The following is a 12,293-nucleotide window of genomic DNA, read 5'->3' as shown; positions in this document are numbered from 1 at the left end:
TTTGGTCAATAATGCAAAAATTACAACACCAGTTCCACACCACGATTTAGATGCTTTGACTGATGAATGGATAGATAAAATCATGCAAACCAACTTTCGAGGAAGTTTTGCAATGTGTCGAGCGATGAAAGATTTATTGATGCAAACTGCTGAAAAAACGGCTTTGATAGTTAATATTTCATCAATAGCAGGAATTTACGGAATCGGCTCAAATGTTGCCTATTGTGCCTCAAAAGCTGCCATTGATTCAATGACTCGCTCATTGGCAAGAGCTTTAGCACCAAAAATCAGAGTTGTGTCGGTTTCGCCAGGTTTTGTGGAAGGAGAATATACCAAAACTTTCGACCCAACTTTCCTGAAAAATCAAATGGATAATACACCTTTGGGACGTTTTGCAATGGGCGAAGATGTAGCTAATGCCGTTTTTGCAGTAGCCACGCAACTAACTTTTTCAACAGGCAATATTATTACGGTTGATGGCGGGCGATTATTGAAATAATTATCAGTGAGCATCGGTTGTAAGGACTGGGTCGCTTCAGACGTTACATGTAACGTCTCTACGGATTGAATAAACAAAAAATAAAAAACATTAACGAAGTGAAAATTATAGACATATCAGTAACAATTTCGGAAGAAATAAAAGAACCAATGTCCACCAAAATCGAATATGAAGGACATAAAGAAGGGGCAAAAAAAATAGGTGCAATGCTTTTTGGTGGCATGACCGATTGTTTTATTAATGATAATGGACCTGCTGGTGAGGTATTAACTGTTACTTCTCATTGCGGCACGCACGTTGATGCACCTTATCATTATTACCCAACTTGCGAAGGAAAACCTTCTCGCACGATTGATGAAATGCCACTTGATTGGTTTTTTCATGATGGCGTGGTGCTTGATTTTACCGACAAACCCGACGGCTATATGTTCGAGACCGAAGATTTGATTGAAAAACTCGCAGCTATCAATTATACCATAAAACCTTTCGATATTGTGCTTATTCGTTGTGATGCTGACAAGCGAATCCATGATGCGGATTTTGTAAAAATCCACGTAGGAGCATCGGCTAAAGCTACGCATTGGTTAATCGACCAAGGCATAAAAGTTATGGGAACCGACGGTTGGGGTTGGGATATTCCGTTGCATATTCAGGCGGCCGATTATAAGGCAAATCCACGTCCAGGCGTAATTTGGCAAGCACATTATGTGGGAATTGAAAAAGAATATTGTCAAATCGAAAAATTGGCAAATCTTGACCAATTACCACCTTTTGGCTTCAAAGTAGCTTGTTTTCCTGCAAAAATCAAAGGTGCAAGTGCAGGTTGGACTCGTGCCGTAGCGATTATTGAAGACTAACTTATTGTCAGAATAATACAATGAATAAACCCGAAAAAGTACCACTGCTTGAGATAAGTAGTCTCGATGATTTTCATTTTGGTAATACCAAATGGCAATTCCCTTTTTCAGATAGTCATAGTTTATTCCATATCAATCGTTTGGAGGGGATGCACGAAAAGTTAATCTTTCCGTTGCCTCCCCATCGAAAAACTGTGTTCGATTTAATTTTCTTGACCAAAGGAAGTTCTACTCGAAGCAAGGGACTCAGCCGATATACTTTCACAGGAAATCAATTTTTCTTTCTTCCTGCCAATCAAATTACTTCGCATGAGTGCATGAGCGAAGATGCCGAAGGGTATTTTTTGCATTTTGATGATGAAATTTTTCGTACATTATCGCTCAGTCATGTTTTAAAAGATTTTCCTTTTCTTGATTTTCTTGCCAATCCAATTGTTACAGTTCCGTTGAAAACTCAAAAAACATTTTTAAATATTTTTGAACGTTTAGATGAGCTTTACAAAGATTTAAGAAAACAAGAATTGAGTTTGGTTGGCTATTATTTATTGGTTTTGCTGACCGAAGTGAAAAAATATGCTATCATAGAAAAACACACGAATAAAAACTCTTCTGCAATCGTAACGCATCAATACAAAAATTTTTTAACACAACACATTCATCAAAAACAAAAAGTAAGCGATTATGCCGATTTATTAAGCGTAACTGCCAACCATTTGAATAAATGTATCAAACAAACGACCAATAAAACTGCCCAAGATTTGCTCAATGAAATGTTGATTATGGAGGCAAAATCATTGCTGAAATACTCAAATCTGCATATTTCTGAAATTGCTGTCAAATTGTGTAACCAAACTTCAAGTAATTTTGCCCGCTTTTTCAAAACCCATACGGGCATGACTCCAAAAGAATATCAATCTTAATTCTTCCGAAAATCGCTCGGCGAAACGCCAGTTTGTTTCTTAAATAGCCTTGTAAAATAGGCAGGGTCTTTGAAATTGAGCAAATACGAAACCTCCGAAATCGAGTAATTTGTATTAAGCAAATACTTTTTTGCTTCTGCAATTAGGTATTCCTGCACAATTTGTAAGGCAGATTTTTGTACCAAAGCATTGCAAATACGGTTGAGGTGAACCGCCGTGATATTCAACTCTTTTGCATAAATATTGATAGGTTTTGTTTCGGTAATAGACTGCTTGATACTCCGCTGAAACTCCTGAAAATACTTTAAAGTTCGATTATCGGACGAATCAATGCTACTTGCTTGCGAAATACTAAATCTATATAATTGAATAAAAAATATCTGAAATTGCAACTGTACAACCATTTGTTTCTCTGGATTTTCTTCTAATAATTCTTTCAAAAATTGGTCTTTATGAAAACCAATTTGCTCGAATAAGTCAGTATTTTCATCAAAACTCAACTGTTTAAACTTCATAATTTCGATTAATATTTTGGGCGAAGCCTTGAAAATATTCTCCAAAAATGACTCTGAAAATGTAATCACTTCACCTTTTACGTTGGGTTGAAATATAAATCCGTGAATGGTATTTGTCGGAATCATAATGATGCAAGGACTTATAAGCCGAAATTCTTTGTTTTCCGAAACAATAATTCCTTCGCCTTCAGTGATGATAAAAAGCTGAAAAAGGTCAGTATGCAAATGGTCTTTTATTTCCCAATCATACATTTTACTGCGAGTTTCGAGCGGCTCATGGTGAATGAAATTAGGCAAAAAAACGCTTTGATTATCGCCATAAAGTCCTTTGAATTGTATTAAATCCTTTTTCATGCTATGTTTGAAAATAGTTGCATAAAATGTTTGTAAATATACTAACTTTGTATATTATTAATACATTTTTTTATCTAAAAGATTGACTAACAGGTAAATATAAACCAATCGTAAATCTAAAATCGTAAGTCGTAAATTATTTTATGTTTGTTTTATGCAAGTAATATTTTATTTTATCCAAGATTAATTTTAACGATTACGATACCTTTGTTGAAATAAAACATTCAATCTAATGAGTCAAATCATCTATAACCAATTCGACCGTGATGTACAACCTGCGTACTTAGCCCCCGAATACAAAGCAACGATTCTTAGAGCTCCAACAAAACCCTTAGTGATTTTAAAACAATCACTTTCTGAATTGACAGGCCCAGTTTTTGGTGATTTTAATTTAGGAAAATTTGACCATGACCTTACCAAAAATGCTATTGTAAATGGCGAACCTTTGGGCGAAAGAATTGTGGTTCATGGAAAAGTAATGAACGAAAACGGTCAGCCAATACCAAACACTTTGATAGAAATTTGGCAAGCAAATTCGTGCGGCAGATACGTACATAAAGTTGACCAGCATGATGCTCCGCTCGATACTAATTTTTTGGGTGCAGGTCGTTGCATGACCAATGCCGAAGGAAACTATAAGTTTTATACCATCAAGCCTGGTGCGTATCCGTGGGGAAATCATTATAACGCTTGGCGACCAAATCACATACATTTTTCGTTATTCGGTGCAAATATTACCAATCGTTTGGTTACGCAAATGTATTTCCCTGGCGACCCATTATTGCAATACGACCCAATTTTTCTGAGTGTTCCACCAAAAGGACGAGAATTATTGATTTCAAAATTCGATTTAGGTATAACCGAAGAAAGTTTTGCCTTAGGCTATCGCTTCGATTTTGTACTAAGAGGAAACAACGCAACACCTTTTGAATAGCTCCTTAGCGACGGTTGCCCCAGCCCCCGATGGGGGAATTTATCTAATCATTTTGACAATTATGGAAAATAAAATAATAAATCAGCAATATATTTCTCCCTCTGGGGGGCAGGGGGCTGTGCTTCAAACCCCTTCTCAAACCGTCGGCCCATACTTCGCTTATGGTCTTACGCCTGAACAATACTTATACGATTTCAAGCAATTGGTTGATAATCAAATAGTTAGCCCGATTGAGCATGAAGATTCAATAACAATTATTGGGAAAGTATTTGATGGCGACGGTGCTGTCATTCCTGATGCCATGATAGAAATTTGGCAAAATGATGGAGAAAATCAACTTTTTGGGCGTTTTGGCACAGGCACAGATGCTCAAAATCGCTTTATTTTTCATACCTTAAAGCCGATTTCGGTCAATGGCCAAGCCCCCTATCTTTCGGTAATTGTTTTTATGCGTGGGCAATTAATCCATTCATATACCCGCATTTATTTCTCAGATGAAGCAACTCAAAATGAAACTGATGAAGTTTTGAATTCAATACCTACTGATAGAAAACATACCTTGATTGCCGAGAAAAAGGGTAATTTATATGAGTTTAATATCAATATGCAAGGCGAAAACGAAACTGTATTTTTTGAAATTTAAGAAAGAAAACAAGTGTTTTTTACCACTTTATTCGTAAATCTTAATTCGTCACTCGTAAATATTTATGTTTTTATATTCAGAATATTTTTATAGTAAAACCATCAATGAGCTATTTTCTGAGCGACAGAGTTTAGCCGAAATGCTTCGTTTTGAAGGGGCTTTGGCTTTGGCACAGGCAGAAAATGGCATTATTTCGCAGCAATCTGCTGAAATAATTGATAATTGCTGCCGAGTAGATTTTATTGATTTAGATAAGCTTAAATCTGAAATAAAATTGGGTGGAAATGCTGCCATTCCGCTTGTAAAGCAATTGACAAGAATCGTAAAGAATAACGACGTTGAGGCTTCAAAATATGTGCATTTGGGGGCAACCAGCCAAGATGTTGTTGATACGGCTACGGTTTTACAGATGCAAGAATATTGGTATTGGCTCAATAATAAATTGGTCGAACTTTTAGCTTTACTGACCGCAACTACTCATAAACACCGCCAAACCTTGATGATTGGACGAACACTTTTGCAACAAGCTCGCCCGATTACGTTGGGACTAAAAACTGCGGGTTGGTTGCAAAGCATTGAGCGAACCAAAGAGCGAATGAAAAATACGCAAAAACGAGTGTTGGTTATTCAGTTGGGCGGAGCAGTTGGTAGCGGAAATAGCAATTTATCAAAGGCGGTTCAACAAAGCTTGGCTGATATTTTAGACCTAAAACCTTCTTTTTCGTGGCAATCAAACCGTGATAATTTGGTTGAGGCAGCATCAGTTTTTGGATTATTGAACCAATCGCTCGGTAAAATCGCCAAAGATGTATCATTGATGATGCAAACCGAAGTCGGTGAAGTATTTGAAGGTGCAGGAGAAGGCAAAGGCGGTTCAAGCACGATGCCCCACAAACGAAACCCCGTAACTTGTGCCGCTATTTTGGCGAATGCCAACAGAATTCCGAATTTGGTAGCCACGATGTTTGCCGCAATGCCCCAGGAACACGAGCGGTCGGCTGGTTTATGGCATTCAGAATGGGAAGTTTTGAGCGAAATAATGATGCTTACGGCAGGAAGTATTGAGCGAAGTATAGAGTTAATCGAAGGCTTAGAAGTGGACGAAAAGAGAATGCTTCAAAACCTTGAACTGACCAAAGGACTGATTTATGCCGAAAATGTTTCGTTGGCACTCGCCAAAAAAATAGGCAAAATCAATGCCCATGAATTAGTCGAAAAAGCTTGTAAATTAGCCATTTCTCAGCAAAAACACTTGAAAGAGGTTCTTGAAGAAATGAATCTCGATATTGAAAATTTGGATGAATTATTCAAACCAGAAAATTCGATTGGCAATAGCTTAGAAATTATTGATGAAATTTTAGAAATAATAAAATGAAAAATACTAATAAAGCCCTCCCTATCGGGGTGGGTTTGGCTTACAAAATACAAGGAACACCCAACAGCCCAGTGCTGATATTATCCAATTCATTAGGGTCAGAAATGATGATGTGGGATAAATTGATTCCTTATCTTTTGCCCTATTTCAGAGTATTACAGTACGATGCTCGTGGGCATGGCGGTTCAAAAAACAACATCAACAGTGAAGGTTATTCGATAGCTTTACTCGGCAATGACGTAATCAATTTAATGAATGAATTAAACATCGAAACTGCATATTTCTGTGGTCTTTCGATGGGAGGTTTGATTGGGCAATGGCTTGGGATAAATCACCCAAATCGCTTCAAAAAGATTGTTTTGAGCAATACAGGAGCAAAAATCGGCAATGATGAGCGTTGGAATGGTCGTATCGAAACGATTGCCAAACACGGTATGAAAGCTATCGTTGATGATACGATGGAGCGTTGGTTTACCGTAGATTTCAGAAAACAAAATCCAGAGCGAGTTGCCAAAACTCACGCCATGTTTTTGCGTAGTGATGTGCAAGGCTATTCAAATTGTTGTTGTGCCATTCGTGATGCAGATTTTAGAGAAAAATTAGATATACTTTCGGTCGAAACCTTAGTGATTACAGGCGATGAAGACCCTGTAACAAATATTGAGCAAGCAGAATTCTTAGTTAATCGTATTCCGAATGCAACATTAAAAGTGCTTCATGCACGACATTTAGCCGCTACCGAATTACCCAAAGAATATGCCGAAGTATTAATTTCCTTTTTTATTTCACCCTCTGGGGGTAAGGGGGCTACTTTTGACAGAGGAATGCACGTCCGCCGAACTGTTTTAGGTGATGCTCACGTTGACCATGCAAATACCAAAATCAATGACTTTAATGTTGATTTTCAGTCGTTTATAACAAATTATGCTTGGGGCGAAATCTGGACAAGACCCAATCTTTCAAAGCATAACCGTAGCCTGATTACAATGGCAATGTTGATTGCCTTGAATAGACCTGCGGAATTGAAAATTCACTTTAAAGCAGCCTTCAATAATGGCGTAACGGTTGACGAAATCAAAGAGGTTATTATGCAATCGGCTTTGTATTGTGGACTTCCAGCCGCTAATGAAGCGATTCATGCGGCCGAAGAAGTGATTAAGGAATTAGGGATTAATTTTTGAAAATGAAAAATATCAAAACTCAAGTTGGAATAATCGGAGCTGGGCCCGCAGGGTTAACGCTTGCTTTGATGCTGCAAAAAGAAGGAATAAGTTCGATTATCATAGAAAACCGTAGCCGTGAGTATGTCGAAAATCGTATTCGTGCAGGACTTTTAGAACATAATACAGTAGAAGTTTTTGATAAATTAGGCGTTTCGGAACGTTTACACCGAGAAGGCTTGGTGCATCATGGTTGTTATATTGCTTATAATGGCGTTACGCAACGCATTGATTTTCAGAAACATACGCAAAGAGAAGTAACAATTTATGGGCAGCAAGAAGTTGTAAAAGACCTCATTAAAGTATGTTTTGACAGAAAAATTGAAATTGTTTTTGAGGCAGATGCTACCGAAATCAATGATTTTATGACCGAAAAACCAAGTATTTCGTTTACTCATAGTGGAGAAAACAACACTTTAAACTGTGATTTTGTAGCAGGAACAGATGGTTTTCATGGAATAGGTAGAAAAACTTTGCCCAAAGAATCTTACAACGAATTCAAGATTGAATATCCCTTCAGTTGGTTAGGAATTTTAGCATATTCAAAACCCAGTTATGATGAATTGATTTACGCTTTTCATCACGAAGGTTTTGCACTTGCAAGTATGCGTTCTGAAAAAGTTTGTCGATTATATTTACAAGTTCCTAACGATGAAAAAATAGAAAACTGGTCGGATGAGAAAGTTTGGGCAGAACTCGAAAATCGCCTCGGTATAGCACTCAATAAAGGAGAAATCTTTGAAAAAAGCATCACGCCAATGCGTAGTTTTATGATTGATAATATGCAAGCTGGGCGATTGTTTTTGGCAGGTGATGCCGCTCATATTGTACCACCAACAGGGGCAAAAGGCTTAAATTTGGCAGTGGCAGACGTACGAAATTTAGCAAAAGGAATTACTGATTTTTATAAAAATAACAACGAAGAATTACTTGACAATTACTCTAAAAAATGTGTAGCAAGAGTTTGGAGAGTACAAGATTTTTCAAATTTCATGACTTATTTATGCCATAAACAAGCAGAAAGTGGCAGTTTTGAGCAATTATTACAGAAATCAAAATTTGATTATTTAAGAATATCAGAAGCCTATCAAAAAACCATTGCCGAAAATTATGTTGGATTACCGTTTGAGGCGTTTGAGTAGATTAATTTCTATCTCTTATCCAGATAAAGACTTTTTTGCTCTTTTTTTTGCCATAATCATGATATGGTCAATAAGTAAATAGCGTTCCAATTCAGCAATTTCATCTAAATTTAGCTCTGATGTTTTCTTCTTATAAACCAAATCTTCAACCCTATCTTGAAGTGTAGAAGAGGGACGAAAGTCTAATACTTTTTGAGGGTCAGGCGATGAAATAATGAAGTCTATCACTTCATCAAAAGGACGATAGCTAACCATAATTTTATTTTTTTACTGATTTATCGAAATTAAATCGAAAACAAAATATTTAATGAAACAAGTTCCTATTATTGATTTAAAAACTGCCGTTGCAATGGTCAAAGACGGCGACGTTTTACTACAAGGTGGCTTTGGAATGACAGGAAATCCTGTACATTTGATGCACGCTTTGGCAGAAACTGACACGAAAAACCTTACTTTTATTGGAAATAATACTGGTGAGCCAGGTTTGGGCGGAGATAGACTTTTGGCAAATGGACAACTCAAAAAAATAATAGGTTCATTTTTTACATCCAATCCAAATGCCGTAAAAGCCGTGCAAGCAGGTTTGGTTGAAGCCGAACTTTTACCACAGGGCACATTGGCAGAAGCCATTCGTGCAGGTGGTGCGGGCATTGGTGGATTTTATACCCCAACATCAGCAGGAACAAAAATCGCCGAAGGCCGAGAAACCAAAATCATTGATGGTGTAGAGCAAGTTTTCATCAAAGGTATTAGAGGAAATGTAGCTTTTATTCGTGCTTGGCGTGCGGATACCGCAGGAAATTTGCAATATCGCATGACCGAAAATAATTTCAATAAAGCAATGGCAACTGCTGCCGATTTGGTCATTGCGGAAGTCGAAGAAATTGTACCAGTTGGCGAAATTGCCCCAGAAAATGTGCATACACAAGGTTGTTTTGTAGATTATTTGGTACAAGCAACCCTTACGCTTGAAGATTTAGGCACTTCTGCATCGGTTTCGTCGTCAAAAAAGGCTGATGAAGTGCGTATGAACATGGCAAAACGTGCATTGCAAGAACTGAAAAAAGGCGATGTTGTAAATTTGGGCATCGGAATTCCAACTTTGGTAGCCGATTTAATCACCGAAGAACACGGAATTATTTTACATACCGAAAACGGAATGTTGGGTGTAGGCCCAGTACCAACTGATGGTGGTGGAGCAATGAATTATCCTGTCAATGCAGGCAAAATACCTGTAACGCCATTGCAAGGAAGCAGCTATTTTGATAGTGCCGAGTCGTTTGCCATGATTCGTGGAGGACATATCGACGTAGCAATTATGGGCGGTTTGGAATGTGATGAGTCTGCAAATTTGGCAAACTGGGCAGTGCCAGGAAAACCCCTTTTGGGTGTGGGAGGTGCAATGGATTTGGCAAAAGGAGCAAAGCGACTCATCATTACGATGACACATACAAATTCTGATGGTTCGCCAAAAATCGTACCTTCGTGCGTATTGCCTTTGACGGCTTCGTGCGTTGTGAGCATGATTATTACCGATTTGGCAGTTTTTACTTATCCAAATGACAAATTAACACTTATTGGCTTAATGCCCAATGCAACTTTGGAAGACGTAAAAGCTAAAACAAGTGCTGAGTTTGATGTGAAAATTTAATGTACTGACTGAAATTAGCTAAATTGAGTCAGTATATTGACGGTATTTAGCTAAGTTTTGTCAATTTGATGACACTTTTAGCATTAGACTTGTTGCGATGGAAGTTTTGATTTATAAGATCAAGGCATTTTCCGATTGCTTTTCGTTTAAAATTTCGTCCATAGCTCTGCTATGGACTCAACTTTAAGCCTCAATCAATCAAAAAATGCCTATTTTTAAACAAATAATCTTTTATCGCAACAAGTCTAATATAACAAAAGAAAACTATTTAGATTTTATAGAATAAATAAAGAATATGAATCAAATCAGTATTCCCACATCGGGGGGCAGGGGGCTGGAATCATACATAATAGATGCAATCCGCACGCCAATTGGCACTTTTGGTGGAAGTTTATCGCCCGTCCGTGCCGATGATTTGGCGGCAATTCCTATAAAAGAATTAATCAAACGTAACCCAAATATTCCACTCGAAATAATCGAAGATGTGATTTTGGGTTGTCATAATCAAGCGGGAGAAGACAACCGAAATGTTGCTCGAATGGCTTTGCTTTTGGCAGGATTACCTCACACAATTCCTGGCGAAACCGTCAATCGTTTATGTTCGTCGGGAATGTCGGCGATTGTTCATGCCAATCGTGCCATCAAAGCAGGTGATGGCGAAGTTTTTATTGCAGGAGGAATGGAACACATGACTCGTGGGCCTATGGTTATGAGCAAATCATCTAAGCCTTTTGGTGGCGATGTGCAGTTGTTCGATTCGAGTTTTGGCTGGCGTTTTGTCAATCCTTTGATGAACAAAATGTACGGTACTGATGCAATGGGCGTAACGGCTGAAAACTTGGCAGAAATGTATAATATCAGTCGAGACGACCAAGATTTATTTGCACTTCGCTCACAGCAAAAAGCTTTTGCAGCACAGCAAGATGGTATTTTGGGCGAAGAAATTATTGGTGTAGAAATCACCGATAGAAAAGGTAATATTACGATTTTTGAGAAAGATGAATTTATTAAAGGTAATTCTACTTTGGAAGGTTTAGCAAAGCTAAAAGCCTCTTTCAAAAAAGAAGGTGGAACAGTAACCGCAGGAAATGCTTCTGGACTCAACGACGGTGCTGCCGCCATGTTTATAGCTTCTGAAAATGCCGTAAAAAGCTATGATTTAACTCCAAAAGCAAGAATTGTATCTTCGGCAGTTGTAGGAGTAGAGCCTCGCATCATGGGAATTGGACCTGTTGAAGCTACGCAAAAAGCCTTACAAAAAGCAGGTTTAACGCTCAATGACATTGATGTTATAGAGTTTAACGAAGCCTTTTCTGCTCAATGTTTGGCAGTTTCTCGTAACTTAGGTTTGGCAGATGATGATGCACGAATCAATCCAAATGGCGGAGCAATTGCCATCGGGCATCCACTCGGAATGTCAGGCACTCGTATCATACAAGCGGCTGTTAATCAACTCATTAGAACCAATAAACGTTATGCACTTGCATCTATGTGCGTAGGTGTGGGCATGGGCTATGCTGTGATTGTTGAGAGAGTGTAAAATGTCTGATTTGTAGAATAAAAGCAAAAAATAGCCGCTTAATTGAAACGATTAAGTGGCTATTTTCTTCCCAACCCCCTAAATAATTGGACAAAATCTCCGTAAAAGAAGCGACCGTCGCACGGTTTTATTAAATTTACGGTTATTATGAACAAACACAGACGCACTTGGAGCATTACTGAGAAATTAGAAGCACTCCAATTATTGAAAAAAGATGGTGTTGGTAAAGCCAGCCGCCAACTCGAAATTTCAAGTACCACTCTCTACAAATAGCAAGCCCAATTTGAGAGCAAAGCAAGCAAGGCGGTAGTCCCTGCGTCTCCACAAAATTTCAATTCCATAAAGGTGCGATTGGAGTTCTTTACGATGCCTTATAACACAATCTTTTAACAGTATTTCAATTCCATAAAGGTGCGATTGGAGTATTGTTCAGCTTGGTTTATTTGGTTTCGTAATAAATATTTCAATTCCATAAAGGTGCGATTGGAGTGATTTATCAAAAACTTCTTACGTCGAATACTATGTTATTTCAATTCCATAAAGGTGGGGTTCGCTGCACATTTCGGGCAATTGCACCATGAAAACCTTGTAAGTGCTTGATTTATAGTAAGTTACGCCAAATCATCTTACTAACTTTAGTTAC

Annotated in this window: 13 protein-coding genes, 1 pseudogene and 1 CRISPR repeat array; of the genes and pseudogenes, 12 read left to right on the top strand and 2 right to left on the bottom strand. The window is 37.9% G+C overall.

Features of this window, described 5'->3' with window-relative positions; all coding sequences use genetic code 11:
• The 3 genes from ACH2CJ_RS10960 to ACH2CJ_RS10950 form a co-directional block, all read left to right on the top strand.
• Window positions 1-499: SDR family NAD(P)-dependent oxidoreductase (locus tag ACH2CJ_RS10960; protein ID WP_394992841.1), on the top strand; the 499-nt coding region annotated here is incomplete at its 5' end.
• A gap of 98 nt (window positions 500-597) precedes the next feature.
• Window positions 598-1,356 (top strand): cyclase family protein, encoded by a 759-nt coding sequence (locus tag ACH2CJ_RS10955; RefSeq protein ID WP_394992840.1) that lies wholly within the window; start codon window positions 598-600, stop codon window positions 1,354-1,356.
• 20 nt (window positions 1,357-1,376) lie between these two features.
• Complete coding sequence (locus ACH2CJ_RS10950; RefSeq protein WP_394992839.1) at window positions 1,377-2,276, top strand: helix-turn-helix domain-containing protein; 900 nt, start codon at window positions 1,377-1,379, stop codon at window positions 2,274-2,276.
• On the opposite strand, the gene ACH2CJ_RS10945 is transcribed toward ACH2CJ_RS10950, so the two are convergent.
• Window positions 2,273-3,145, bottom strand: coding sequence for a helix-turn-helix domain-containing protein (locus ACH2CJ_RS10945; protein ID WP_394992838.1), 873 nt, complete (start codon window positions 3,143-3,145; stop codon window positions 2,273-2,275). The two genes, ACH2CJ_RS10950 and ACH2CJ_RS10945, sit on opposite strands and share 4 nt — an antisense overlap.
• A gap of 232 nt (window positions 3,146-3,377) precedes the next feature.
• Here ACH2CJ_RS10945 and pcaH point away from each other — a divergent pair, with 232 nt between their 5' ends.
• The 6 genes and pseudogenes from pcaH (at window position 3,378) to ACH2CJ_RS10915 (ending at window position 8,459) form a co-directional block, all read left to right on the top strand.
• Window positions 3,378-4,079, top strand: a complete 702-nt coding sequence (pcaH, locus tag ACH2CJ_RS10940) for a protocatechuate 3,4-dioxygenase subunit beta (protein WP_394992837.1) — start codon at window positions 3,378-3,380, stop codon at window positions 4,077-4,079.
• A 118-nt stretch (window positions 4,080-4,197) separates the two neighbouring features.
• Window positions 4,198-4,722 carry a protocatechuate 3,4-dioxygenase subunit alpha gene (gene pcaG, locus ACH2CJ_RS10935; RefSeq protein ID WP_394992843.1) on the top strand — a complete coding sequence of 175 codons (525 nt, stop codon included), beginning with the start codon at window positions 4,198-4,200 and terminating at the stop codon, window positions 4,720-4,722.
• Between the two features lie 64 nt (window positions 4,723-4,786).
• Window positions 4,787-6,097, top strand: a complete 1,311-nt coding sequence (pcaB, locus tag ACH2CJ_RS10930) for a 3-carboxy-cis,cis-muconate cycloisomerase (RefSeq protein WP_394992836.1) — start codon at window positions 4,787-4,789, stop codon at window positions 6,095-6,097.
• Window positions 6,094-6,867, top strand: a pseudogene (gene pcaD / locus ACH2CJ_RS10925) (3-oxoadipate enol-lactonase); the annotation flags it as partial. The gene pcaB and the pseudogene pcaD, both read left to right, overlap by 4 nt.
• 12 nt (window positions 6,868-6,879) lie before the next feature.
• Window positions 6,880-7,278 (top strand): 4-carboxymuconolactone decarboxylase, encoded by a 399-nt coding sequence (pcaC, locus tag ACH2CJ_RS10920; protein ID WP_394992842.1) that lies wholly within the window; start codon window positions 6,880-6,882, stop codon window positions 7,276-7,278.
• A gap of 2 nt (window positions 7,279-7,280) precedes the next feature.
• Window positions 7,281-8,459: a 4-hydroxybenzoate 3-monooxygenase gene (locus tag ACH2CJ_RS10915; protein WP_394992835.1), complete on the top strand. Its 1,179-nt coding sequence runs from the start codon at window positions 7,281-7,283 to the stop codon at window positions 8,457-8,459.
• A 15-nt stretch (window positions 8,460-8,474) separates the two neighbouring features.
• Here ACH2CJ_RS10915 and ACH2CJ_RS10910 read toward each other — a convergent pair whose 3' ends face one another.
• The gene (locus ACH2CJ_RS10910; RefSeq protein WP_394992834.1) at window positions 8,475-8,714 is read right to left on the bottom strand and encodes a hypothetical protein; all 240 of its coding nucleotides are present in this window, start codon (window positions 8,712-8,714) and stop codon (window positions 8,475-8,477) included.
• Window positions 8,715-8,766: 52 nt separating this feature from the next.
• Here ACH2CJ_RS10910 and ACH2CJ_RS10905 point away from each other — a divergent pair, with 52 nt between their 5' ends.
• The 3 genes from ACH2CJ_RS10905 to ACH2CJ_RS10895 all read left to right on the top strand — a co-directional run bounded on the left by ACH2CJ_RS10905 (window position 8,767) and on the right by ACH2CJ_RS10895 (window position 11,923).
• Window positions 8,767-10,110 carry a 3-oxoacid CoA-transferase gene (locus ACH2CJ_RS10905; protein WP_394992833.1) on the top strand — a complete coding sequence of 448 codons (1,344 nt, stop codon included), beginning with the start codon at window positions 8,767-8,769 and terminating at the stop codon, window positions 10,108-10,110.
• Window positions 10,111-10,405: 295 nt separating this feature from the next.
• A complete protein-coding gene (pcaF, locus tag ACH2CJ_RS10900; RefSeq protein WP_394992832.1) occupies window positions 10,406-11,650 on the top strand; it encodes a 3-oxoadipyl-CoA thiolase in 1,245 nt (414 codons plus the stop codon).
• Between the two features lie 147 nt (window positions 11,651-11,797).
• The gene (locus ACH2CJ_RS10895; protein WP_394992831.1) at window positions 11,798-11,923 is read left to right on the top strand and encodes a hypothetical protein; all 126 of its coding nucleotides are present in this window, start codon (window positions 11,798-11,800) and stop codon (window positions 11,921-11,923) included.
• Between the two features lie 54 nt (window positions 11,924-11,977).
• Window positions 11,978-12,206: direct repeats of the CRISPR family, unit length 30 nt; unit sequence ATTTCAATTCCATAAAGGTGCGATTGGAGT.
• Between the last annotated feature and the right edge of the window lie 87 nt (window positions 12,207-12,293).

The sequence above is a fragment of the Emticicia sp. genome (assembly GCF_043780375.1).
In the GTDB taxonomy this organism is placed as follows: domain Bacteria; phylum Bacteroidota; class Bacteroidia; order Cytophagales; family Spirosomataceae; genus Emticicia.
This window is presented reverse-complemented; position numbering and strand designations above follow the sequence as displayed.